The sequence below is a fragment of the Petrimonas sulfuriphila genome (genome assembly GCA_038561985.1).
In the GTDB taxonomy this organism is placed as follows: Bacteria; Bacteroidota; Bacteroidia; order Bacteroidales; family Dysgonomonadaceae; genus Petrimonas; species Petrimonas sulfuriphila.
In genome coordinates this window covers 2615733-2640027 of sequence record CP073276.1, presented here as the reverse complement: position 1 = coordinate 2640027, position 24295 = coordinate 2615733, and the positions used below count along the sequence as shown (strand labels likewise).

Here is a 24295-nt window from a genome sequence, read left to right as displayed (position 1 = left end):
TTTAAATACAAGACAAATTGTTTACGATTGTTAGAATAAACCGCTTTTTTTAATGAAAAATTTAAATATCTCTTTTTTTGTCTTACATTTACCCCACAAAAAGTAATTTATGAAGAAAATTCTCATCATACTCTTTTTAATTTCCATCGTAATTTTAAATACAAACGGGCAAGGCAATAATGTGCAAACCCTTATTCATGAAGGAGTTGCGCTACACGATTCAGCAGAATACAAGAAGGCCATCGAAAAGTTTGAACAGGCATTGAAAATAAATCCAAAATCGACATTGGCGTTATACGAAATTTCACTTTCGTACCTTGAACTGAAAGATTATGAAAACGCTTCAAAATACAGCACACGTGTTATTAATTCAAACGATAAAAACCTTTCCGTTGGAGCTTATGCTGTTAAAAGTGAAGCAATGGCCGAGATGAAACAAATCGATAACGCAATTGCGATTCTGCAGGAGGGTTTGATAAAGAATGGCGATTCCTATTTATTGCATTTCAATATGGCATTGAATTATTACAAAAAAGGGGATATAGATAAGACCCTTGAACACGTAAGCCGTGCCATCGAGTTGGATAAAACCAACAGCGGTGCCTTTCTTTTGAATGCTTATGCACAAAGAGACAAGGGGCTTTGGGTAAGAAGCATTTATTCCTTTCAGTTGTTTTTATTATTGGAACCCGACAGTAAAAGGTCCAAGAATGCTTTCGAAGAGATGCTCCAGACAATGCTTGTGAAACCGGTGACGGAAAAACCGGTAGAGCGGTCATTTATTCAGCAACAATTGTTACGAAACATGCCTGAGAACAGTGTTCAGCAAGAAATGCCTCCTCTCTCAACCGAAGAAGGATTGAATCGAAAAATTATTTACAACGCCATAAAATTTTCGATGGACTCCCTAAAAGCAGCAAAAAAGGACACAGATGTCTATTTTGTTTTTACAGAAGTAAACAAAGCCATCCTCAGCGCACTCGAAAAAGAATCGGGAGCTCTAAAAAGCGAGAGTTTCTGGACCTTCCATTATCCCTTTTTTAAAAGCATCCTCAACTCCAATCATTACGATACTTTTTGCCGTTACATAAGCGTTTCTTACTTTCCGGAATCACTGGAATGGTGGGAAAACAACAAAACCGATGCTGAAAATTTCATCAACTGGTTCGAAAATGGAGAGGACAACGGGAAAAATTGAAAAAAAACGTTACCTTTGTGACTCAGCTTCAACCCTTTTATGGACAAATATAGCGAAGAACAGTTATTAGAAAAGTTACGCGACCCCAGAACCCAACGACAGGGCTTCGCCATACTTGTTTCAGAATACAGCGAAAGATTATACTGGCAAATTCGAAAAATGGTATTGTCGCACGAAGATACCAACGATATTCTACAAGACGTTTTCATTAAGGCCTGGATCAATATTGATAATTTTCGTGGAGAATCAAAATTAACGACGTGGCTTTACCGGATTGCCATTAACGAAAGCATCACATTTCTGAATAAAAAAAGGAACCAGAACAACGTATCGGTCGATGATGAGAATTCCTTCCTGTTAAACACACTCGAGGGAGATAAGTATTTTGATGGGGATGAAGCACAAAAGCTGCTTCAACAAGCTATTTTAACTTTACCGGATAAGCAACGGCTAGTGTTTCAAATGAAGTATTTCGATGAGATGAAATACGAAGATATGTCAGAGATACTTGGCACATCGGTGGGTGCACTAAAAGCATCGTATCATCATGCCGTTAAAAAGATAGAAAATTTTTTAACAGATTCCAATTAAACCTTTATATAGAGAGAAAGTCTACTCAACGTAGTACAGCGCAAAGAAAAATGGTATGGAAACAAAAATAAATAAATTGAGCGAGATCGAAAAAAGAAATCCATTTACTGTACCCGAGGATTATTTTTCGAGGTTTAACGAACACATAATGGCTCGTTTACCCGAGAAAGAGATAGTAGAACCAAAAAAGGTTTCCATGTGGGACAAAGCCAAACCCTGGGTTTATATGGCTGCTATGTTTATGGGTATCTTTTTTACTATCCAATTGCTAACAAGAAACACCACAAATCAGGTCGCTACAATATCATCTACGCAGTTTACCGATGATTACTGGTCGACCGTGCAGATAACAGAAGAGGAATTTTATCAATATTTAGAAGAACAATTGGTGAATGACGGTTACTACGATTATATGTACAACCAGGTTTATATGAACTAAGCAATGAGAGCGGGCAATTTCGCTTCGCTCAATTGCCATACGGCTACAAAGAAAAAAATAAATAACAATTGTATGAGAAAGAGCATCACACTTCTTTGTTTCACCCTCATAGTCAGCGCCTTCACGTTCGCATCCTTTGCCCAGGTCCGTAAAATGAATATGGCCGATTACGAAAAAAGGAAAATGGAATACATTCAGAAAGAAGCGGGATTAACCAAAGAGGAAGCTAACCGATATTTTCCGCTGTATAACGATTTGTCCAAGAAAAAATTCGAACTTCACAAACAACACCGGGATAAAGTGGAGAAGATGAAACAACGCAATAAAAACATGTCTAACGAAGAATACCGGCAGCTTCTGGAAAACGATGTAGATGTAAAACTAAAAGAAGCCGAGCTGGACAAGCAATATTCCGAAAAACTGGAAAAAATCCTCTCTCCCGAAAAACTCTATCGGGCACAACAAGCCGAGCGGAAATTTATGCAAAGGGAAGTGATGAAATTTAGAGGAAGCGAGTAAAAATTCAACGAGATTAATAACACCTGCAATGATGAAGCCACTTAAGCTCCATTACTTAGGCATATAGGCTTTGGTAACTCTCCCATTAAAAATTTTACCATTTAAAAAATCGCTTCTGATCCTTTTCATCGTGTAATGTTTTGCAACTTCCGGATACAATGCATAACGCAGTTCCTGGTGCGTTTTCATTTCTTCCTCTTCTTTGGTTAACAAACGATAAATACACCTATTTCCCAGGGATTGTACAGGCACACATCGACTGGACTATCCGTACCTGTAGGGGTTTCCCCGTAAAGCACTTGAACGAATTTTGTTGACACCGTATTAGAAAATTAGGACTGATGAGTCATAACATAGTTAATTTGTAAAAAAAACGGGATTAACCGTTACAAAATAAAAGGAATCCATCCAATTTTATTAACTTTGCACCTTGTTTAGCGGAAATCATTAGATTTTTTCCGTAATTAGTTGTAAGAATATGCCTCAGATTTCAGAGCGGGGCTTACAGATGCCCGCCTCTCCCATTAGAAAATTAGCTCCACTATCGGATGCAGCAAAAGCTCGCGGAGTAAAAGTATATCACCTGAATATCGGTCAGCCCGATTTGCCATCGCCTCAGGTAGCCCTGGACGCTATTCGAAGTATCGACAGGACCACGTTGGAATATAGTCCCAGTGACGGATTTCGTTTTTTTCGCGAAAATCTGGTGAACTATTATGCAAAATTCAACATCCATCTTTTACCTGAAGAAATTATCGTTACCGCAGGTGGTTCGGAAGCCGTGCTGTATGCCTTTATGGCTTGTCTAAATCCGGGCGATGAAATCATTGTCCCTGAGCCGGCATATGCCAATTACATGGCTTTTGCCGTATCTGCAGGTGCTATTATCAAAACCATTCCAACGAGTATCGATACCGGATTTAAGCTCCCGGAAATAGAAAAATTCGAAGCGCTCATCCATTCGAAAACTAAGGGTATCCTTATCTGCAACCCGAACAATCCCACCGGATATGTTTATACAGCAGAGGAGATGGAGCAAATCAGGCTGTTGGTAAAAAAACACAACCTTTACCTGTTTTCCGACGAAGTATACCGAGAGTTTATTTATAGCGACGCGCCTTACATCTCGGCTTGCCACTTGAAGGATATTGAAGAGAATGTCGTTCTTGTCGATTCTGTATCGAAACGATACAGTGAGTGTGGAATTCGTATAGGATGCTTGATTACCAAAAATAAAAAACTGCACGACACGGTGATGAAGTTCTGTCAGGCACGGTTGAGCCCTCCGTTGATTGGACAAATTGCCGCAAATGCTTCGTTACAGGAAAACGGAGCGTACATGCAGCAAAATTTTGATGAATACAAAAGTCGCCGTGATTTCCTGATCGAACGGCTCAACAAAATTCCCGGTGTTTATTCGCCTCAGCCCGAAGGCGCCTTCTATACATTAGCGAGCCTTCCCGTGGACGATACGGATGCATTTTGCGCATGGTGCCTTTCGGATTTCCGATACGAAAACCAAACCATCTTTATGGCTCCGGCATCGGGATTCTACGTCACTCCCGGATTAGGGAAAAACGAAGTCCGCATAGCTTATGTACTCAACAAAGAAGATTTAAACAACGCGTTGATTGTGTTGGAAAAAGCATTGGAAGCCTATAATAACAAACAGTAGTGCTCAACGCTCAAAACAAAAAATGAACACAGAGCTTTTTATCGCCAAACGGATCTACAGAGGTGACAAGAAAAACGAGAAACGTGTTTCATCGCCTGCTATAAAAATTGCTATCTCCGGCATAGCGTTAGGCTTAGCAATAATGTTAGCAGCTGTGTGCATTATTATTGGTTTTAAAAAGGAAATTCGTGAAAAGGTGATCGGTTTTGGTTCTCATATCCAGATTACCAGTTTTGACAGCAACAGTTCTTACGAACATCATCCTATCTCTTTTTCCGATACATTAAAAAACAGACTGTTAAGCAATCCAAAAATTGCCCGGGTACAAAAGTTCATAACTAAACCCGGTATTATCAAAACCGATGAAGATTTTTTAGGTATCGTGCTGAAAGGGATATCCGATGATTACGATTGGCAATTTTTTAAAAAAAACCTGATCGAAGGAGCCATTATAAACCCAAACGACACATCGGGTATCAACCGGGCCATAATTTCTCAAAACATTGCCAACAAACTTCACCTTAAATTAGGCGATCATTTTACTACTTACTTTGTTCAAGAGCCTGTTCGTGCCAGACGATTTACCGTTACGGGGATTTACGAAACCAATTTCGAGGACTACGACAAACTGTACGTCCTGACCGAAGCAAAAATCCTGTCCGGATTAAACGACTGGGAAGACGACATGGTAAGCGGTGTGGAAGTATTGGTAAAAGAGTATAACCAACTTGATCAAACGGCTCAGGATCTGTTTTTCGAAATGTCAAACTACCAAGACCGGTTTGGCAACAGGCTTTACACTCGCTCCATAAAAGACATCAATCCCATGATCTTTAATTGGTTGAACCTTCTGGATATGAATGTTTGGGTAATCCTGATATTGATGATTCTGGTGTCTGGTTTTACGATGATCTCGGGACTTCTCATCATCATCCTGGAGCGGACAAATATGATCGGCATGCTCAAATCGATGGGGGCACGTGATTTCAGTATCCGGAAAGTATTTCTTTACCTTTCGGCTTTTCTCATCGGACAAGGAATGCTCTGGGGTAACGTTATGGGACTAACCTTCTGTATTTTACAAAAAGAATTCAATATCCTAAGACTCGATCCTGCCACTTACTATCTCTCTGCCGTACCCATCGATCTGAACCCTTGGTATGTGATCTTGCTAAATGTGGGGACACTGATTGTTTCCTTGATAATGATGATTGCTCCCTCCTATCTTGTGGCAAAAATTACGCCCGCAAAATCAATCCGGTTCGAATAAATAACCTTACTGGCTGATTATAAACAATCAAACTACTGTTAACAACTTGTTGAAAACCTGTTTAGAAGTTGTTTATAATTATGAAGAAAAAAATTTGCACCGTATTTATGTAATATTGTATATTTGCGATACTCAACATTCAGGAAAATTTTAGTACGAAAATCGTACAAAAAAATATGAGGAGTTCTTTGGCATTTTGTACACAATAAAAAGATTAGGATCGGCAGGATGTGTAGCACCACAATTCGACGCAACTTGTAACATTTCCTTGATAAAGGCCTTCCAAAAGAATGCTTTTGCAACGAAATCCGGTCGTAATTCTCGTATTCCAACCCATTTACCGGGCTTTCTGCAGAGCATCCCGAAAGATTCACATCGAATCTGGACAGAATGTAAAGTAGAGCACAAGCGCGATAAATGATTTTGTAGAATTTTACGGACGATGCTCGGGATGAACTTCCCGGGTTTGCAATGTCAAGACGAGAAATGAACGTGTTTAACGAATCGGGAAAAATGATTTGAAAGAAATTTTGAAAAATTTGTTCCGGATTGGATGAGCATATTCTGTGGGTTTTTACCCATTCAACCGTTAAGTGTCTCCCACAAGATGGTTGTTAAAGAATTGAAGCATTCAGGCTACAACACAGGTTTGGAAACAAACCACTTCACCCTCGTTTGTTCCCGTTTCAAACCTTATGGATATTTACTTCCGTGAGGCAGAAAACAGAAAAAGTTGCACACAGGCATCGACGTGTTTTTCAGATCTTTCGGAATTACCGTTTTGAAAAAGACGGATCAAGAGATCGGTTTTTTGGTAATACCATTCCAAACTGACCGGTTTTCTTTTTGTGCTTCGAAGTTTGAAGACGCTATTTGTTGACTTTTGATACAACAATTTCAAAAAGAGGCTAATCAACAACTTAGGGTTGCATTTATGGTTTCACACTGTTTCTGACGCTTTAGGTTGTATTCATGTTTTGAAGTATAATCTACATTCCGAAATTAAACTTCCCGTTTGGACAGTCTGAAGACAGATTCTACAGGATAAGTTGAAGTACAGTTGTGTATAGGATACTTAGAACTCCTTCCTAAACAAAAAAGGCCGGCTTAAATACCGGTCTTTTTTTGTTTGTATACGTTTGTCCTGAAGACCTAGCTCATCGATAATATCATTCGGTTATCGTCTGCTATTTTACGCATATTCAAAATAGCATATCGCATTCTCCCCAATGCGGTGTTGATGCTCACACCGGTTTTATCGGCAATCTCTTTAAAACTCAGTTCCTGATAATAACGCATATTCAATACTTCACGTTGCGTGTCCGGCAGGTATTCAACCAGCCTCCTCACATCATCAAACACCTGCGCTTTTACCATAGTTACCTCAATGTTATCCTCACAGAGCCTGAAATTGTTGAACAGGTCAAACTCGTATTCATCGTTTGAGACCGTATTCTCGTTCCGTTCCTGACGAAAACAATCGACAATCAAGTTGTGTGCAATGCGTGTTATCCAGGCACGAAATTTACCGTTCTCGGTATACCTGCCCTGCTTTATCGTGAGAATAGCCTTGATGAACGTGTCCTGAAAAATATCGTCAGCCAGATCACGATTGCGAACCCTATAGAGGATGTAACTGAAAAGGGATTGTTTGTGACGGGAGAGAAGAATCTCAAATGCACAATTGTTACCTTCGGCGTAAGAAACGACCAACTCCTCGTCGGTCATCGACAAAAGAACCTCCATTACTAAAACTATTAAACGATTTATTTTTAAATTAGTTGAGTAATGTCACTCCGATAGGCAGATAATTTTAAAAAAAGAATTTGTTAATATGAGTTGAACAAAGAAAATTACAATTTTCATAATAAACAAAAATTGAATGTTAAAAAAAACGGAAAGGTTCAATTCTTTCCGTTTCGCAATTACCTGAAAAGTAACTTTTATTCGCTTAAAGCCGGTTTATAATAACCCAGGTCTTCGATTCGAGATTTGGTAACAAAGTTATAGTTCTTCACTACTTCAATTTGTCCGTAATGGATATAAACCTCGGCACTGCGACGGAACATTTCGGGTTCTTTGTTGGCATCCTGCAAGAGGAGGTGTCCCATAATCACGTGTCCGGCACTTTCAACCAAACGGCGCGCATGAAAATCGAGGTATTCTTCGTCCTTGGGAGCGGTAACAATTTCAACCAATTTTTCGTACATCTGCGCCATTTTCGATAATGTACGCTTTAACGGCTCCAATTCCGGCAATACGAGCATAGCCTCATATTCCCTGATCCGGTTCAGGTAAGTTCCTGTGGTGACGTGTCGAATGGCGGCAACGACCTGCAATTGCGTAGTACCCTCGTAAATATTGGTAATACGGGCATCACGATATAGCCGTTCACACTTATAGTCTTTCATGTACCCGGATCCACCGTGTATCTGAATGGCATCATAGGCATTCTGGTTCGCATATTCACTGGTCATTCCTTTTCCAAGCGGCGTGAAAGCATCCGCCAGCCGCGAATAGTACTTCATTTCGTCACGTTCTTCAGGAGTAAGTTTGCGCTCTCTGGAAATATCTTCCAATATCTTATACATATCCACAAAACGACAGGTTTCGTAAAGTATGGTACGTGACGCATCGGTTTTAGCGCGCATGTTGGCTAGCATCTCGAAAACAGGTGGCATCTCGATAATGGCTTTCCCAAACTGACGGCGTTCCAGTGCGTAGTTGTACGCTTCGCGACAAGCAGCTTCGGATATTCCTACCGATTGAGCCATGATACCCAGGCGGGCACCGTTCATCAACGACATGACGTACTTGATCAGTCCCATCCGGCGCGAACCCACTAACTCGGCTTTGGCATTTTTAAAAACCAGCTCGCAGGTTGGCGCCCCTTTTATACCCATTTTATTTTCAATACGGCGTACGGTTACGCCTCCGCTGTTTTTGTCGTAAACATACATCGATAAACCGCGTGCATCTTTTGTTCCCTCTTCCGAACGGGCCAGCACCAGATGAATATCGGCATCCCCGTTGGTAATAAATCGTTTCACTCCGTTCAGGTACCACTGTCCTTCCTTTTCGTTATACGATGCTTTCAGCATCACGGCTTGCAAATCCGAACCGGCATCGGGTTCGGTCAGGTCCATCGACATGGTCTCCCCTTTGGCAACCCTCGGCAGGTATTCGTTTTTTTGCTCGTCCGAAGCAAACTCGTAAATTGTTTCGCCACAGTCTTGCAACATCCAGATATTTTGGAAACTGGCATCCGCCCTGCTCACGATATCGGCTGAAATCATGTAAGGCACCATAGGAAAATTCAATCCTCCAAAACGTCTTGGAAAAGCCATCCCCATCAGTTCGGCCTTGTTCAGGGCCTCCAGGTTCTCTTGGGTAGGTGTAGCATACGTTACTCGTCCGTCGGCCACTGTTGGTCCGCTGTGGTCTACCGTTTCGGCATTCGGTTCGATAATATCACCGCAAATCTCGCCCACTACTTCCAGAATTTTGTCGTAGCTGTCCATAGCGTCTTCAAAATCCATCGGAGCGTAATCGTAAGTATATTTATCTGCGTAATTTCTTTCTTTGAGTTCCACAATTCGTTTCATCAGTGGATGGTTCAGATAGTGTCTGAATTGCGGCGTGTCGGTATAAAAGTTTGCCATTTCTTCTTATTTTGAATTTTTCTTATAATACTTGATCAATTTCGGAATTACCTTTTCGATATCGCCGGTAATGACGTAATCAGCAATAGCATTAATGGGGGCACTAGGGTCGTTATTGATGGAAATGATCAGCGAACTCTCTTGCATTCCGGCAATGTGTTGAATCTGTCCCGAAATACCGCAAGCGATATACAGTTTAGGGCGTACGGTAACACCGGTCTGTCCGATTTGACGTTCGTGTTCGGCATATCCGGCATCAACGGCGGCACGTGATGCCCCTACTTCAGCTCCCAAAACATTTGCCAAATCATACAACAACTGAAAATTTTCTTTCGAACCTACACCGTATCCCCCGGATATAATGATGGGCGAATTTTTGATATTGACTTTCGATTTTTCCACGTGACGGTCGATGATGGAAACCACAAAATCATCCGGAGAAACATAGTCTTTCACATCGTGCTCTACCACCGTCCCTTTGTAATTCGGATCGGCAATTTCCTTTTTCATCACACCTTCGCGAACAGTCGCCATTTGCGGACGATGGTCGGGATTGATGATCCACGCTACAATATTTCCACCGAAAGCTGGACGAATCTGATAAAGCAGGTTTTCGTAAACTTTGCCCACTTTTTTCTCTTCGTGATCGCCAATTTCAAGCGATGTGCAATCGGCCGTTAAGCCGCTTCCTAATGCCGATGATACGCGCGGGCCCAAATCACGCCCGATGATGGTAGCCCCCATCAGGCAAATTTGCGGTTTTTCTTTTTTGAACAGATTCACCAGGATGGATGTGTGCGGCAAGGTAGTATATGGCGACAAGCGTTTGTCTTTAAAAATATGGAGAACATCTGCACCGTATGGAAAAACCTGTTTCTCAATGGTGTCGAGCTTGTCTCCTGCGGCAATAGCTTCGAGTCTGCAACCCAGCTGGCTGGCCAGAGTGCGTCCCTTGGTAAGTAGTTCCAGGCTCACTTCTGCAACCGTGCCGTCTTCTATTTCGAGGTATACGAATACGTTATTCATTGTTTTAACCAATTGTGTGATTAGCTATTAATTCTTTTATCAAGTCTTCCAGTTCGGTATCGTCATCGGTCAGTCGTTTGCTTTCCTTTGCCTGAAATACAACGTTCTCTATTTTCTTTACTTTGGTTGGAGAACCCGATAATCCGCATTGAACCGGATCAGCATTTACATCAGCGACACTCCATTCCGTTAAATTGAGGTATGGGCGTGCATTGTACAAATCGATATAATCGATATTTTCAGTTTGACGTTCGGTAACGGTTTTAGCGTGTTTGTATTTTTGCAGAAATTTTGCGTTACGCGGACGGCAAATCCTGGCCGATCCGTTTACAGTGACCAATAACGGCAGGGGGGCTTCCACTACCTCTACCCCATTTTCGAGACGACGTTTCACGCGGATTTTCTTCTTATCGATGCTCTCGATTGCCTCAGCATACGTAATTTGAGGAATGCCCAGCTTTTCTGCCACCTGTGGCCCAACCTGCGCAGTATCGCCATCTATAGCTTGCCGGCCGGAGATAATCATATCAAAATTACCCATCTGCTTAACGGCCATCGACAAGGCATAAGATGTAGCCAAAGTGTCAGCGCCGGCAAAAGCACGATCCGTTAGAAGCACACCGTCGTCAGCACCTCTGAATAATCCTTCCCGAAGGATTTCTGCAGCGCGGGCAGGCCCCATGGTTAGTACGGTAATCTTTGTCCCGGGATATTGATCTTTGATTCCAAGAGCTTGCTCCAACGCATTCAAATCTTCCGGATTAAAAATAGCCGGCAGCGCTCCTCTGTTAACTGTTCCGTCGGCTTTCATCGCATCTTTCCCAACGTTGCGCGTATCGGGAACCTGCTTTGCCAACACAATAATGTTAAATGCCATTTCCTATATGTTTATTTATGTTCTTTTGGAGACGGCAAATTTACAGAAAGAATTCAGCTTCACCAACAAAATTTGAAACAACTATCGAAAAAATTGCACAAAAAAGTGTTTTTTGTGTAAAAATTAAATCCAATACAAACATCATTAAACCTATTTCTTTCTTTTGTATCCAATAATCGCAGCCGTTGAATTCTTGAATCGGTTTAAAATAAGCTATTTGATCTTTCATGTCATTTTTTTAATGGTGTTTAATTTTTATTTCGCATCGTAATGGAAAGTGGTTTAAAAAAAATGAAAGTTCAGCGGTATAAAAAAGTAAAAAACAACATAAAAGAATAAAACAAAATCATATCATTCGTAAAATACAAAACAATTTCTAAATAAATTTGTAATTTTGACTCATAAAATCTCAACCTATTCAGACCAAATTTGTCTATGAAACATTTAGTTTTCTCTGGTATATTGTTTTTTTCCATCCTGTTTTTCAGTAATTGTGCCGGTATTCAGTACATGTCTATCGAGACGCGCGAACCGGCGCAGGTTACTCTTCCAACGGAAGTGAAGTCGGTATTGGTGGTAAACAACGTGGTTCAGCAGCCTGATGAAATTGGACATAACATCAAAAGACTGGGAAAAAAGCAATCCGACAGAATAAAAGTATCTGCGGACAGTGTGGCTATTTTTTATACGGAAGCATTGTCTCAATTTTTGGGTGAAGAAGAGTATTTTAATGCTGTTAAATATTACCAGAAACCGCTGAGAAGTGATAATGATTTCTGGCAGGAAGTTCCCATAACGCCCGAAACGATGCATGAACTGCGGAATGCAACTACCACTGACGCAATCATATCGCTGGACAAACTGATTTTACAAACCGACAGAACCGACTTTTTCCGACAGGAAGGGTACAATTATGCTGGTTTAACCGGGAGAATACAATCGGTAATTCGTGTGTATCTCCCATCGATGGAAGGTAAAATCCCGGTGGTTCAGTTTACCGACAGCATGAAATGGGAAGGATATGATATTCATGACGGCCGTGCTTACGCCGACTTGATTGTCCCTTCACAAGAAGAAGCAATGAAACAGCTTGCCGTGTTTGCAGCGGAAAAAATGACGAAAGTATTTTCGCCGCACTGGGAGAATCAAGACCGCTGGTACTACACACAAATGAGTTCCAGGATGCGTGAAGGAGAAGTCTTTGCCAAGAATAATCAGTGGTTCAATGCCATTGAAAAATGGAACGAATTTTACACAAAGGAAAAAAACAAGCTAAACCAGGCAAAAGCTGCACACAATATAGCACTGGGTTACGAAATGCTTGATGATATGGACAGCGCGTATAAGTGGGCCGTCTTAGCAGTCGACCTCTTTCTGCAATCAACCACAAGCGGTTCGTTGGAAAGACGGCGGTCGCTCCTGTTTAAAAATGAAATAGAACGTCGAAGAAACACATCCAATAAGTTGAACATGCAGATAAAATGAAAAAAATTCCTGTTGGCGAACTGCTTAATGGGAATTTTTAGTAAAAATATATCTTCCTTTTTCCTTTGTTTTCAAAAAAAACATTACCTTTGCACCAGAATCTTCAAAGATAAGTGAATATATTCTACGGATATTCACTCAACAATTCAAAATAAAACCATATTGAGTTTTTTAATCATTGTTCGGAATAGCCTTGTTTCCTTCAAACATTATATATAAAAACTCAGTTTCAATCATTAAAATATAAAACCTAAACGTTTTTTTAACAAATAATTAAATGGCTTATAACATTATTGAGCTTAACGAAAAGCTAACCACAGAATTACGAGCTCTTGCCAAAGAAATGGGTATACGAAGACCCGATGCGTATAAAAAAGAAGAGTTAATCTACAAAATCCTTGATGAGCAAGCTATCGCCGGAACAAAAAATCTGAGCCCAGCCCCGCATCCCAGACCAAATAACGGGAGAAAAACAATTGAGAACAAAAACAACACGCAGAAGCAAGAAGTCAAAGCAGAGACAGGCCGCCCAGCAGAGAAAGATAGAAAGCCTGTAACAGAAGTAGAAGTAAAGGAAAAGGAAAAGGAAAAGGAGAAGGAGAAGGAGAAGGAGAAGGAACAAGAAAAGCCAAAACCGGAGGTAAAAACTCTAACCCGGGTTCCAAAAGAAAACCCTGTCCAAAACAACAAGCAAGTTCAAAGTACAAACAAACCGCATGAAGTTAAAAAACAGGAACCAAAACAGCACGCTGTCGTAGTTTCCGCACATCCTGCAATCATTCCGGATGCGGTTGTAACGGATAGTGCTCCGGTGGATCAGCCAAAAGCTGAAGCGACACCTACTCCTCCCGTAAAACCGACACAGCTTGTCTTTCGTTCATCCAAACACCGTGAAAGAGAACGAATCTCACAGGTTCCACCGGTAACTTTACCACCGGTCGTTCCTGAGGAACCCATAGAAGATGCTCTCAAAACAGAAGTGATGGAAAAACCGGTTGTTATTGAAAAGAAAGCATCTCTTTTGCAAGAACTTATTACTCCAGCACCTATCCAGCCCCGCCAGCAGCAACCGCAACAAAGCAAGAATATAAATCAGCAACAAACCGTTGTACAGCAAAAGGAACCTGCTTACGAATTCGAAGGAATTTTGAATGCATCGGGTGTATTGGAGATCATGAGTGACGGCTATGGCTTCTTGCGTTCTTCGGACTATAACTACATGTCTTCACCGGACGACATTTATGTTTCCCAATCTCAGATCCGCCTGTTTGGCCTGAAGACAGGGGATGTGGTAGAGGGTCCGATCCGTCCGCCAAAAGAAGGAGAAAAATTCTTTCCTCTGGTAAAAGTAGACAAGATAAACGGAAGAAAGCCTGAGGAAGTACGCGACCGTGTACCTTTCGACCACCTGAAACCGTTGTTTCCGGATCAGAAATTCAACCTCACCAAGGGGTATAATGATAATCTGTCGTGCAGGGTAGTCGACATGTTTTCGCCCATCGGCAAGGGACAACGAGGCCTGATTGTCGCTCAGCCCAAAACGGGTAAGACCATGTTGCTCAAGGATATTGCCAATGCTATTGCAGCCAATCATCCCGAAGTATATATGATTATTCTGCTCATTGACGAGCGCCCCGAAGAAGTTACCGATATGGAGCGCAGCGTTAACGCAGAAGTAATTGCGTCTACATTTGATGAACCGGCAGAACGACATGTAAAAATTGCCGACATTGTTCTCAACAAAGCACGCCGCTTAGTAGAATGCGGACACGATGTTGTTATTCTGCTCGATTCCATCACACGCCTCGCACGGGCATATAACACGGTTCAGCCGGCATCAGGGAAAGTGTTGTCGGGAGGAGTGGATGCCAACGCATTACAAAAGCCCAAACGTTTTTTTGGAGCGGCAAGAAACATTGAGAATGGCGGATCACTGACCATCATCGCTACTGCTCTTACCGAAACCGGTTCAAAAATGGACGATGTTATTTTTGAGGAATTTAAGGGTACGGGCAATATGGAACTCCAACTCGATAGAAAACTATCCAACAAACGAGTTTTCCCGGCGGTGGACATCATTGCATCCAGCACCCGTCGTGACGACCTGTTACTTTCCGAAGAAACGCTTAACCGGATGTGGGTATTGCGCAATTTCTTGTCGGACATGAACTCGACAGAAGCAATGGAATTCCTGCTCAACCGGCTGAAAAGAACATCAAACAACGAAGAATTCCTGATTTCGATGAACGATTAATACAAGAAATAAACCAATCTCAAGAGGGTGTATCACAATGTGGTTTCACCCTCTTTCTATTCGGATACCTATCTGGGAACAAATTCAGATATTCATTTCTTGGGAGATTGATGTTTATTTTGAGACGATCTCTTTGTTTTATGGGTTAAATTTGCAAAAAAAGGATTACGTGACATTCACTGAAAAAGATTACGAAAAAGTTCTGAGAACCATCAGCATTGAAAAAGCCAATAAATTGGGAATTATAGTCCTGATTCCCGTTTTTGTTGTCTTCACAGGCATTCATTCTTTTTTTTGGGGAAACCATTTGCTGGATTATTTCCGTACGGATTTTTCTCCGATAAAAATTCTACGGGACGGATCCCTGTTTTTCATCGCTTGCCTTATTGGAATAGTCCTTCACGAACTCATCCACGGCATTTCGTTCGCTCTGTTTGCCAAGCGGGGATTTCGCGCCATCCGTTTCGGCATAATGGCGCCATTTCTTACCCCCTATTGCCATTGCACAGAGCCGCTTAAAATAAGGCACTACCTTTTCGGAGCGCTCACTCCCGCTGTTATTCTTGGATTGGGCCCTGCCATCACAGGCTTATTTATTGGTAAATATTTAGTAACATTTTTGGGCATTGTTTTTATCGTATCTGCTATTGGTGATCTTATGATTGCCCACCTGCTGTGGGAAGAAAAGCCTACCGATTATGCCCAAGACCATCCGTCAGAAGCAGGATGTTTCGTTTTCAGAAAAAGATAATACCCTACAAAAAAATCAATTTACGATTGAATTTTGAATATATAAACCTATGCATTAAATTATTACTGAATGAGAAAATTAATCTTCCCTCTTGTATTAATCCTATTATTTGGTTTTATTGCCTGCAAAGGCAGATCGGATTCATCCGCTAAAAGTGCTGATACCCCTCCGTTTTCTACTTTGGAAAACATCGAAAAAGAAGATATAAAAAATCAAAAGCCGGTGGATCAAGCCGAATACAATGATTTACTTAACTACATCGCCAACGGCGACACAACCGGCTTATGGCCTGTACAAAACCAACCGTTGCCTCTTGAAGGAGCTGTTTTACCTTATCACCGGGTAGTGGCTTACTACGGAAACCTCTATTCGAAAAATATGGGTGTTTTGGGAGAATATCCTCCTGAAGAAATGTGGAGTCGACTGCTTAAGGAAACGGAAGCATGGGAACAAGCTGATCCGAAAACACCTGTCGTACCTGCCATTCATTACATTGCCGTAGTTGCACAAGGAACGCCCTGGAGTGACGGAAAATACCGTTACCGGATGCCGCAACAGCAGATCGATTCTGCGCTCGCTATTGCCAAAATGCACGATGCGCTGGTTTTTCTCGATGTCCAGGTGGGATTAAGCACGGTGGAGCTGGAAATTCCGCAATTGGAAAAGTATCTGCTGATGCCGCACGTGCATTTGGGAATTGATCCCGAATTTTCGATGAAAGACGGCACGCCTCCCGGCAAAAAAATTGGCACTTTAGATGCCGAAGACATTAATTTTTGCTCTGCATACCTGGCTGAACTTGTGCAGGACTACAACCTTCCACCCAAAATATTGATCGTCCATCGCTTCACGAAAGGGATGGTAACCCATTACAAAAACATCAAGCTTAGTCCCGAAGTACAGATCGTAATCAATATGGACGGGTTCGGCCGCCCCGAACTTAAATACAGTACGTATAACCGGTTTATCCACCCTGAACCTATACAGTTCACCGGTTTTAAACTTTTCTATAAAAACGACACCAAAGAATCACCGAATCACCTGCTAACACCGGAGGAATTGATGAAGTTACAACCAAGGCCGGTATATCTCCAGTTTCAGTAAAGTGATTTACGACATGTATGTTTCATGTCCTGTTGAACAACCTCTTGTTGCTATTGTCAAACGCAATAATGAACATTGAACGTTAAACCCTAAAATTAACCGTTAATATGAATTACTCAAAAACATTCCAGGAAATCTACAACGAACTTCAACGTGTTGAAGACATTGGCCAGGTGGCTAATTACATTCCCGAACTGGCTCACGTTAACCCAAATCAATTTGGTGTACACCTGATTACGGTCAATGGTGAATATTTCGCTTTCGGTGATGCCGATGTCAAGTTTTCCATTCAGAGCATTGCCAAAGTATTCTCATTCGTACTTGCCTACTCCCGGGTGAAAAGCAATATCTGGGAACGGATGGACCTGGAACCTGCAGGAACACCTTTCAACTCACTCGTACAACTGGAATACGACAAAGGAATTCCGCGAAACCCGTTCATTAATGCAGGAGCCATTGTGGTGTGTGATATTTTAGTCGACGAGCTTGCTTCTCCTCGGGAGAATGTGCTTTCATTTATCCGTAGCCTAACAAAAAGCAGCACCATCGATTACAACCCCCTTGTTGCACATTCCGAAAAAAAATCCGGATTTCGCAACTACGCACTCGTTAACCTGATGAAAGCTTTTGGAAACATCAAAAACGACATAGAAAAAGTGATGGATCTCTATTTCAGCATCTGCTCCCTCGAAATGAACTGTAAAGAGTTATCGGAATCTTTTCTGTTTCTTGCCAATAATGGCATTGTGCCGCACACGGGAGAAAAAATTTTGTCGCCCAGTCGTACCAAACGTACCAATGCACTCATGCAAACCTGCGGCTTCTACGACGAAGCCGGCCAGTTTACTTTCAAAGTAGGACTGCCCGGAAAAAGCGGCGTTGGAGGTGGCATCGTAGCCGTGCATCCCGAAAAATATGCAATCGCCGTTTGGAGTCCGCGCCTCAACAAAAAAGGAAACTCCTACAAAGGAATGCTTTTTCTGGAAGAATTTACAACAAAAACTAAACTGTCAATTTTTTAATAACACAAAGAAGCCTAAAGGGCAACAGCCAACAATAAATCTTAAATTTATAAAAATCATCTTTTAACAATTGTCTTTTTATATGAAAAACCTTATTTTTGTGCACAAATACAGAATTTTCATTTTTTTATGAAGCAAGCATGTAAATTGAACATCTCCCGTATAAATGGATCCACGCTTATCGGGATGCGAGGCACACACGACTTTCATGAAAAAATAAAAGAACAAGTGCATGAAAATAGATTTTAAAGAACGTACCCCGCAATTAATTGCCATCATCGGGGTCTTATCACTGATATTAGCCATTGCCGTTATCTACATTGTCAGTAAAAACAGGCAGATAAATACAATGGAACAACAATTCACCGTTGACAAACAGGAACTTGAAGATGAGTACGAAGCTATTTCCATGCAATACGAAGGATTCAAGTTCAGTGTTCAAAACGATTCACTGCTTTACAAGCTGGAAAACGAACAGGCTAAAGTACAACGGCTACAGGAACAACTGCGCATGACCGATGCAGCCAACAAAGCCGAGATAAAACGACTGAAAGACGAACTGGCAACCTTGCGCAAAGTGCTCAAGTCCTATGTCCAGCAAATTGATTCACTACACAGGTTAAATACTGAACTGCAGGCCAAAAACGAACAAATCACAAAACAATATCAGCAAACCAGCCGCACCTTGAATCAAGTGTCGCAAGAAAAAGAACAATTAAGTGAAAAAGTCACCCTCGCTTCCAAGCTCGATGCTACGGGAGTAAGCGTAAAAGCAGTGAATGACCGCGGCAGGGAGCAAAAACGGTTGAGCCGCAGCTCGCAGTTCGTTGTTTCGTTTCTTATTACCAAAAATATTACTGCCGAGCCCGGCGAAAGGATCATCTATGTTCGCATAATGTCGCCCGATGGCGGTGTGTTGACAAAAAACCCGGGCAGTACCTTCCCTTACGAAAACGGCAACCTCCAGTACTCCATGAAACGGATCGTGGAATATGGCGGTGAAGAGATTCCCGTTTCCATGTATTGGGATATCGAAGAGTTCCTCATGCCCGGAACTTACAAAGCCGATATCTTTGCTGACGGTAGCCTCATCGGTTCCCGGAGCTTTTCTATGGAGAAATAATTACAACAGAAAAGTCCTGAGGAACAGGAGGATAAGCAAGACAACGGATCAGAACTTTGTGAAACTTAACTTTTTACGGCAAATATTTAACAATCTTTTGTGCAGCGTTTTTCGCTAAAATGCGTCTTACTGTTGTGTAGAACCGTAATTAACGCTTTAGCATCGGGCAAACGACAAAAATAACGTTCCTCTTTTCTTTGTGCATTATTGCCGCGACAGCAGCATCAAAACTCAACGCGCAGGAATTTAACGACGAAATGAAGAAAAAACTTCGTCAATCGCTAACTGTGCCCGAACAGAAACCGATACAATATCAACCCAAACGCGCGAACATTCAGGTATTGCCGCAAGATAACCAGGAAGTACTAAAAGTTTCTCCTGCCACAAAATTACCCACCCAATACGATAAGATTCAAGTACTGCATCCGCCGGAAGAATACGAAGTTCATCTCAACTTGAATGTTACAAACATCGGTACCCGTCAATTAAACCGTGCAAAAATTGATTATTCCAATGGGAAATTCAATGCCGTTCCAGATACGCGCAGCATTACGCAATGGGTACAATATACCCGTGGAGATTACGGTACCGGAATTTCTATCGGCGAAGGTTCTGCCGAATGGCTGTATAAACTCAGAAAAATCATTCCTCCCTACTCCGGGTTCGATGCTGATCCCATACGCACCATCCAGAACTATAAAGCCCGCAAGCGAAAAGAGAAAGTGGACAGAATAAAGAAAGCGTACGGGCAGGAATGATCCATTTTTTATTATCCTCCTCCTTGCCACCTTAAAATAAATGATTAATTTTGGAAAATTAAATCTCTTTTATGAGATTGACTGTGTACGTAAACAAATAATATATCGCCGTATGAAAAGATTTATCCATAAAAATTTTCTCCTGCAAACGGATACCGCCAGGGAATTGTACCACGAACACGCAAAAAAACAACCGATCATCGATTATCACTGTCACCTGGATCCCGCGCATATTGCCGCTGACCGGAAATTCGACAACCTAGGGCAAATCTGGCTTGAGGGCGATCATTATAAATGGCGTGCCATGAGGACCAACGGAATTGACGAACGCTATTGTACAGGTAAAGACACGTCGGATTGGGAAAAATTTGAAAAATGGGCTGAAACCGTACCCTACACCATGCGCAACCCACTCTATCACTGGACCCACTTGGAGTTGAAAACGGCTTTTGGTGTGGAAGAATTACTTAACCCGGAATCGGCCAGAAGAATCTACGATACGTGTACGGAAAAACTCAGAACCCCTGAATTCTCTGCTCGAGGGCTAATGAAAAGATACGACGTCGAGGTGGTTTGCACAACCGATGACCCCGCCGATACGCTGGAACATCACATAGCTTTAAAGAACGAGGGTTTTGAAATTAAGGTCCTGCCTACCTGGCGACCGGACAAAGCCATGGCCGTAGAAAAGCCGACTGAATACAGGGCTTATGTTGAAAAATTATCCGAAATATCGGGGATCAACATTATCAATTTCAACGACTTAATTGAAGCACTAAGAAATCGTCACGATTTCTTTGCTTCTGCCGGCTGTAAGTTATCCGACCACGGAGTAGAGGAGTTTTATGCCGAGCCTTACACGACGGCAGAAATAGAAAACATTTTCGATAAAGTGTATGGAGGAAGTGAATTATCAAAGGAAGAAGTTCTTAAATTCAAATCGGCTATGCTCTACGAAGGGGCTGTTATGGATTGGGAAAAAGGCTGGACACAGCAGTTCCATTATGGAGCTATCCGCAACAATAACACCCGATTATTTAATCAATTAGGACCTGACACAGGATTCGACTCCATTGGTGATTTCAATGTAGCAAAAGCCATGAGTCGCTTTTTTGACCAGCTGGATAAAAACAATAAATTGGCCAAAACCATTATTTACAATCTCAACCCGAAGGATAACGACATGCTGGCGACCATGATAGGGAATTTTCAGGACGGCTCCGTGGCAGGAAAGATGCAGTTTGGCTCAGGGTGGTGGTTCCTGGACCAAAAAACGGGCATGGAAGCACAAATAAATTCATTATCCAACTTGGGGCTGTTAAGCAGGTTTGTAGGGATGCTTACCGATTCGCGCAGTTTCCTCTCCTATCCCCGGCACGAATATTTCCGCCGTATATTGTGCAACCTTATCGGAAATGACATCGAAAACGGTTTATTGCCCAGATCAGAAATGGATCTTTTTGGACAAATGGTAGAAAACATCTCTTATTACAACGCAAAAAAATTCTTTGACTTTTAATAAAAACATGAACATATAACCGCATGAAACTAGAAAAATTCAGTATCGGAACCGGTGACCGGTTTTCTCATCAGGGAGAAGCACAGTTGAGAGCCATAATAAAGGCAAACAGCAAAGGAGTTAACATTAGTCCCGTATGGAATAAATCGAACAGGGAGCACATTTACGTACATTCAAAGCCGGAAGACGTTAGAAAAGAAGCCGATTCCGCCGCGCAAAACCTTAATTTTACAGGTAAATACTTTGTCGATGCCGATCATATTAACCTCAACACAGTAGGGCCTTTTGTTGCATCTGCTGATTTTTTCACACTGGATGTCGCATCGTTTATCGGTAAACAAAGTTCTGAAGAAGAAGTGAACCGATTTTTATCTTCCTGCAAAAAATACCTGGGGAAATTAAGCATACCGGGTATGAGTATGCCCCTTCAGATAACCGAAGATTTACTGAGAAATATTGCCTGTAAATTTTTAGCTGCCACTCAGCAGGCAGCCGACATTTACACTTTCCTGAAAAACGAAAAGGGTGCAAACAATTTTATCACGGAAGTATCGATGGATGAAGTGGAATCGCCACAAACCCCTGTCGAAATGCTTTTTATTCTTAAGATGCTGGCAGACAAGGGTGTTCCTGCTCAGACCATTGCGCCAAAATTTACCGGACGTTTCAATAAAGGTGTTGATTATGTGGGAGATTTGACTCAATTTGAAAAGGAATTCGAAGAAGATGTGCTGGTAATTGATTTTGCAGTAAAAGAATTCGGGCTTCCCGAAGAACTGAAATTGAGCGTTCACTCCGGCAGTGATAAATTCTCCATTTATCCGATAATGGCAAAAATAATACGCAAGTACGATAAGGGATTACACCTGAAGACGGCCGGGACCACGTGGCTCGAAGAAGTCATAGGCCTGGCAGTGGCTGGAGGTGAAGCATTGGCGCTGGCCAAAAAGATTTATGCCGGTTCATACAACCGGAAAGACGAACTGTGTGCGCCTTACGCTGATGTCATTGATATAGACTCCACTAAACTTCCTTCTGTGGAGGAAGTTAACCGATGGTCGAGTGAAAAATTCGCGAACACATTGCGCCATATCCCTGGACATCCCGACTACAATTCCAACTTCCGACAACTCATTCACGTAGCTTATAAAGTAGCTGCAGAATTGGAAAATGAATACACCGATGCACTTAAACAATATGCAGACATAATCGGATCCTGCGTGGAAGAAAACATTTATGACAGGCACCTGAAAAGGCTTTTCAATTTATAAACGTAATTAACGTCACATAAATACTTAAAATTTCATGCAAAAAGTCGTAACCTCCAGGGAAGATCATGTTGCGGTTAGCCACCCCCGGATACCGGCGATTTATTCAATCGAATAACCTCATCGTCTGGTCCAAGGCCAGTGTCACCGCCGTGGAAATGGGTTCCAACCTCTTCCCGGAAGAAGTGATCGAAGCAGGCGAGTGGGGAAAAATCTCCGTATTATGCCGCCAGGGACTGGCCATCATTCGGAACAACAGATAATCATTCATTAACTTAATAACAGAAATAAATCATGAGTAATCTACAAACAGGAAAGATGACCAATCACCGGTGGACCATCGTTGTGATGCTGTTTATGGCCACCACAGTGAACTACCTCGACAGGCAGGTACTGTCACTGACTTGGGCCGACTTTATCGCACCGGAGTTCCACTGGACCAACAGTGACTACGGTACCATCACGGGGCTCTTCTCCATTTTTTATGCCGTATCGATGCTCTTCGCCGGTAAATTTATCGACTGGATGGATACCAAGAAGGGTTTTCTCTGGGCCATCGGTGTATGGTCGTTCGGTGCGGTGATGCACGCTTTCTGCGGCCTCTTGACTGCCGGTATTACTGCAGGCGAGTGGACCATGAGCTTCCACGGTGCACGTCAGGCTATCGGCACAGTAGGAGACGTATCGCTGGTGGTTTCCGTGAGTGTCACCCTCTTCGTGTTTGCGCGACTGGTACTGGCCATCGGCGAGGCAGGCAACTTCCCCGCCGCCATCAAGGCCACCGCCGAGTACTTCCCCAAGAAAGACAGGGCTTATGCCACCAGTATCTTCAACTCGGGTGCACAGATAGGTGCTCTGTTGGCCCCCCTCACCATTCCTTTCATTGCAAAAGCATGGGGCTGGGAAATGGCCTTCATCGTGATCGGTGCCCTTGGCTTCATATGGATGGGCTTCTGGGTATTTATTTACCACAAACCGGAAAAGAGTAAAAAAGTGAATACCCTCGAGTTGGCCTATATCAACCAGGATGATGCGACCGACGCTACAGAAGGAAGGGTGAAGGCCGATGAGAATGCCGGCAAGAAAGTCTCCTTCAACAAAGCATTCAAATACAAACAAACCTGGTCGTTCGCTGTGGGTAAATTCCTTACTGATGGAGTATGGTGGTTCCTGCTGTTCTGGATACCGGCATACCTCAGTTCAGTTTACGGTCTTGACTCCACTCAGAGCGCACCCCACGTATTTGTGGTGTATGCCATCTCCATGATATCGGTTTTTGCAGCCGGCTATTTCCCGGCCTATTTCATGGAAAAGAAAAAGCTGGACCCTTATCAGGGGCGCATGCGTGCCATGTTGCTCTTCGCCTTTTTCCCCCTGCTGATCCTGCTGGCACAGCCACTGGGAGGTTTCTCGGTCTGGCTGCCGGTAATCATTATCGGTATCGCTGCTGCCGCACACCAGTCCTGGTCGGCCAACATCTTCACCACCGTGAGTGACATGTTTCCGAAACATGCGGTGGGAACCATCACCGGTATCGGTGGTATGGCAGGAGGTGTGGGTTCCTTCTTCATCAACAAGAGCTCCGGCGTACTGTTCGATCATGCAGCCAACACCAACTTGAAATTCTTGGGTTATGAAGGAATTGAATCGGGATATTTCATCATCTTCATCTTCTGTGCCGTAGCCTATCTCTTAGGATGGACCATCATGAAGTCATTGGTTCCGAAGTATCAACTGATCACAGATATGTAACA

The 24295-nt window shown here is 42.5% G+C and carries 23 protein-coding genes; 17 read left to right on the top strand and 6 right to left on the bottom strand.

Annotated features, from left to right (window positions below; translation table 11 throughout):
• Positions 1-109 precede the first annotated feature (109 nt).
• From KCV26_11100 to KCV26_11085, 4 genes are all read left to right on the top strand, one after another.
• Positions 110-1198 carry a tetratricopeptide repeat protein gene (locus KCV26_11100; GenBank protein ID WZX35845.1) on the top strand — a complete coding sequence of 363 codons (1089 nt, stop codon included), beginning with the start codon at positions 110-112 and terminating at the stop codon, positions 1196-1198.
• Positions 1199-1237: 39 nt separating this feature from the next.
• Positions 1238-1789, top strand: a complete 552-nt coding sequence (locus KCV26_11095) for a sigma-70 family RNA polymerase sigma factor (GenBank protein ID WZX35844.1) — start codon at positions 1238-1240, stop codon at positions 1787-1789.
• Between the two features lie 55 nt (positions 1790-1844).
• The gene (locus tag KCV26_11090) at positions 1845-2228 is read left to right on the top strand and encodes a hypothetical protein (GenBank protein WZX35843.1); all 384 of its coding nucleotides are present in this window, start codon (positions 1845-1847) and stop codon (positions 2226-2228) included.
• A 72-nt stretch (positions 2229-2300) separates the two neighbouring features.
• Positions 2301-2747 (top strand): hypothetical protein, encoded by a 447-nt coding sequence (locus tag KCV26_11085; GenBank protein ID WZX35842.1) that lies wholly within the window; start codon positions 2301-2303, stop codon positions 2745-2747.
• 51 nt (positions 2748-2798) lie between these two features.
• Here the strand turns inward: KCV26_11085 and KCV26_11080 are convergent, their stop codons facing one another.
• Positions 2799-2936, bottom strand: coding sequence for a 5-keto-4-deoxyuronate isomerase (locus KCV26_11080; GenBank protein ID WZX35841.1), 138 nt, complete (start codon positions 2934-2936; stop codon positions 2799-2801).
• Between the two features lie 289 nt (positions 2937-3225).
• Here KCV26_11080 and KCV26_11075 point away from each other — a divergent pair, with 289 nt between their 5' ends.
• Entirely contained in the window at positions 3226-4422 is a 1197-nt protein-coding gene (locus KCV26_11075) for a pyridoxal phosphate-dependent aminotransferase (protein ID WZX35840.1), read from the top strand.
• 22 nt (positions 4423-4444) lie between these two features.
• The gene (locus KCV26_11070) at positions 4445-5692 is read left to right on the top strand and encodes an ABC transporter permease (GenBank protein ID WZX35839.1); all 1248 of its coding nucleotides are present in this window, start codon (positions 4445-4447) and stop codon (positions 5690-5692) included.
• Positions 5693-6844: 1152 nt separating this feature from the next.
• Here the strand turns inward: KCV26_11070 and KCV26_11065 are convergent.
• The 5 genes from KCV26_11065 to KCV26_11045 all read right to left on the bottom strand — a co-directional run bounded on the left by KCV26_11065 (position 6845) and on the right by KCV26_11045 (position 11486).
• Positions 6845-7438: a sigma-70 family RNA polymerase sigma factor gene (locus KCV26_11065; GenBank protein WZX35838.1), complete on the bottom strand. Its 594-nt coding sequence runs from the start codon at positions 7436-7438 to the stop codon at positions 6845-6847.
• A 197-nt stretch (positions 7439-7635) separates the two neighbouring features.
• On the bottom strand, positions 7636-9354 hold the full coding sequence (locus tag KCV26_11060) for an acyl-CoA dehydrogenase family protein (protein WZX35837.1): 1719 nt from the start codon (positions 9352-9354) through the stop codon (positions 7636-7638).
• 6 nt (positions 9355-9360) lie between these two features.
• The gene (locus KCV26_11055) at positions 9361-10380 is read right to left on the bottom strand and encodes an electron transfer flavoprotein subunit alpha/FixB family protein (protein ID WZX35836.1); all 1020 of its coding nucleotides are present in this window, start codon (positions 10378-10380) and stop codon (positions 9361-9363) included.
• Positions 10381-10384: 4 nt separating this feature from the next.
• Entirely contained in the window at positions 10385-11257 is an 873-nt protein-coding gene (locus KCV26_11050; GenBank protein WZX35835.1) for an electron transfer flavoprotein subunit beta/FixA family protein, read from the bottom strand.
• 40 nt (positions 11258-11297) lie between these two features.
• Positions 11298-11486: a hypothetical protein gene (locus KCV26_11045; GenBank protein WZX35834.1), complete on the bottom strand. Its 189-nt coding sequence runs from the start codon at positions 11484-11486 to the stop codon at positions 11298-11300.
• Positions 11487-11692: 206 nt separating this feature from the next.
• Here KCV26_11045 and KCV26_11040 point away from each other — a divergent pair, with 206 nt between their 5' ends.
• The 11 genes from KCV26_11040 to KCV26_10990 all read left to right on the top strand — a co-directional run bounded on the left by KCV26_11040 (position 11693) and on the right by KCV26_10990 (position 24293).
• Positions 11693-12742 (top strand): hypothetical protein, encoded by a 1050-nt coding sequence (locus KCV26_11040; GenBank protein ID WZX35833.1) that lies wholly within the window; start codon positions 11693-11695, stop codon positions 12740-12742.
• 277 nt (positions 12743-13019) lie between these two features.
• Complete coding sequence (gene rho / locus KCV26_11035) at positions 13020-14996, top strand: transcription termination factor Rho (GenBank protein ID WZX35832.1); 1977 nt, start codon at positions 13020-13022, stop codon at positions 14994-14996.
• A 169-nt stretch (positions 14997-15165) separates the two neighbouring features.
• Positions 15166-15747, top strand: a complete 582-nt coding sequence (locus KCV26_11030; GenBank protein WZX35831.1) for a DUF3267 domain-containing protein — start codon at positions 15166-15168, stop codon at positions 15745-15747.
• A gap of 69 nt (positions 15748-15816) precedes the next feature.
• The gene (locus KCV26_11025) at positions 15817-16851 is read left to right on the top strand and encodes a hypothetical protein (GenBank protein WZX35830.1); all 1035 of its coding nucleotides are present in this window, start codon (positions 15817-15819) and stop codon (positions 16849-16851) included.
• A 107-nt stretch (positions 16852-16958) separates the two neighbouring features.
• Positions 16959-17873, top strand: coding sequence for a glutaminase (locus KCV26_11020; GenBank protein WZX35829.1), 915 nt, complete (start codon positions 16959-16961; stop codon positions 17871-17873).
• 232 nt (positions 17874-18105) lie between these two features.
• The gene (locus KCV26_11015) at positions 18106-18996 is read left to right on the top strand and encodes a hypothetical protein (protein WZX35828.1); all 891 of its coding nucleotides are present in this window, start codon (positions 18106-18108) and stop codon (positions 18994-18996) included.
• 257 nt (positions 18997-19253) lie between these two features.
• Positions 19254-19754: a hypothetical protein gene (locus KCV26_11010; GenBank protein ID WZX35827.1), complete on the top strand. Its 501-nt coding sequence runs from the start codon at positions 19254-19256 to the stop codon at positions 19752-19754.
• Positions 19755-19866: 112 nt separating this feature from the next.
• Positions 19867-21273 (top strand): glucuronate isomerase, encoded by a 1407-nt coding sequence (uxaC, locus tag KCV26_11005; protein WZX35826.1) that lies wholly within the window; start codon positions 19867-19869, stop codon positions 21271-21273.
• A gap of 23 nt (positions 21274-21296) precedes the next feature.
• The gene (locus KCV26_11000) at positions 21297-22544 is read left to right on the top strand and encodes a hypothetical protein (protein ID WZX35825.1); all 1248 of its coding nucleotides are present in this window, start codon (positions 21297-21299) and stop codon (positions 22542-22544) included.
• Positions 22545-22609: 65 nt separating this feature from the next.
• Positions 22610-22804, top strand: coding sequence for a hypothetical protein (locus KCV26_10995; protein ID WZX35824.1), 195 nt, complete (start codon positions 22610-22612; stop codon positions 22802-22804).
• A gap of 31 nt (positions 22805-22835) precedes the next feature.
• Positions 22836-24293 (top strand): MFS transporter, encoded by a 1458-nt coding sequence (locus KCV26_10990; GenBank protein WZX35823.1) that lies wholly within the window; start codon positions 22836-22838, stop codon positions 24291-24293.
• Positions 24294-24295: the final 2 nt, after the last annotated feature.

Coding starts and splice junctions, on each gene's coding strand:
- KCV26_11100 (WZX35845.1), top strand. CDS start 110: ATGAAGAAAATTCTCATCATACTCTTTTTAATTTCCATCGTAATTTTA.
- KCV26_11095 (WZX35844.1), top strand. CDS start 1,238: ATGGACAAATATAGCGAAGAACAGTTATTAGAAAAGTTACGCGACCCC.
- KCV26_11090 (WZX35843.1), top strand. CDS start 1,845: ATGGAAACAAAAATAAATAAATTGAGCGAGATCGAAAAAAGAAATCCA.
- KCV26_11085 (WZX35842.1), top strand. CDS start 2,301: ATGAGAAAGAGCATCACACTTCTTTGTTTCACCCTCATAGTCAGCGCC.
- KCV26_11080 (WZX35841.1), bottom strand. CDS start 2,936: ATGAAAACGCACCAGGAACTGCGTTATGCATTGTATCCGGAAGTTGCA.
- KCV26_11075 (WZX35840.1), top strand. CDS start 3,226: ATGCCTCAGATTTCAGAGCGGGGCTTACAGATGCCCGCCTCTCCCATT.
- KCV26_11070 (WZX35839.1), top strand. CDS start 4,445: ATGAACACAGAGCTTTTTATCGCCAAACGGATCTACAGAGGTGACAAG.
- KCV26_11065 (WZX35838.1), bottom strand. CDS start 7,438: ATGGAGGTTCTTTTGTCGATGACCGACGAGGAGTTGGTCGTTTCTTAC.
- KCV26_11060 (WZX35837.1), bottom strand. CDS start 9,354: ATGGCAAACTTTTATACCGACACGCCGCAATTCAGACACTATCTGAAC.
- KCV26_11055 (WZX35836.1), bottom strand. CDS start 10,380: ATGAATAACGTATTCGTATACCTCGAAATAGAAGACGGCACGGTTGCA.
- KCV26_11050 (WZX35835.1), bottom strand. CDS start 11,257: ATGGCATTTAACATTATTGTGTTGGCAAAGCAGGTTCCCGATACGCGC.
- KCV26_11045 (WZX35834.1), bottom strand. CDS start 11,486: ATGAAAGATCAAATAGCTTATTTTAAACCGATTCAAGAATTCAACGGC.
- KCV26_11040 (WZX35833.1), top strand. CDS start 11,693: ATGAAACATTTAGTTTTCTCTGGTATATTGTTTTTTTCCATCCTGTTT.
- rho (WZX35832.1), top strand. CDS start 13,020: ATGGCTTATAACATTATTGAGCTTAACGAAAAGCTAACCACAGAATTA.
- KCV26_11025 (WZX35830.1), top strand. CDS start 15,817: ATGAGAAAATTAATCTTCCCTCTTGTATTAATCCTATTATTTGGTTTT.
- KCV26_11020 (WZX35829.1), top strand. CDS start 16,959: ATGAATTACTCAAAAACATTCCAGGAAATCTACAACGAACTTCAACGT.
- KCV26_11015 (WZX35828.1), top strand. CDS start 18,106: ATGAAAATAGATTTTAAAGAACGTACCCCGCAATTAATTGCCATCATC.
- KCV26_11010 (WZX35827.1), top strand. CDS start 19,254: ATGAAGAAAAAACTTCGTCAATCGCTAACTGTGCCCGAACAGAAACCG.
- uxaC (WZX35826.1), top strand. CDS start 19,867: ATGAAAAGATTTATCCATAAAAATTTTCTCCTGCAAACGGATACCGCC.
- KCV26_11000 (WZX35825.1), top strand. CDS start 21,297: ATGAAACTAGAAAAATTCAGTATCGGAACCGGTGACCGGTTTTCTCAT.
- KCV26_10995 (WZX35824.1), top strand. CDS start 22,610: ATGTTGCGGTTAGCCACCCCCGGATACCGGCGATTTATTCAATCGAAT.
- KCV26_10990 (WZX35823.1), top strand. CDS start 22,836: ATGAGTAATCTACAAACAGGAAAGATGACCAATCACCGGTGGACCATC.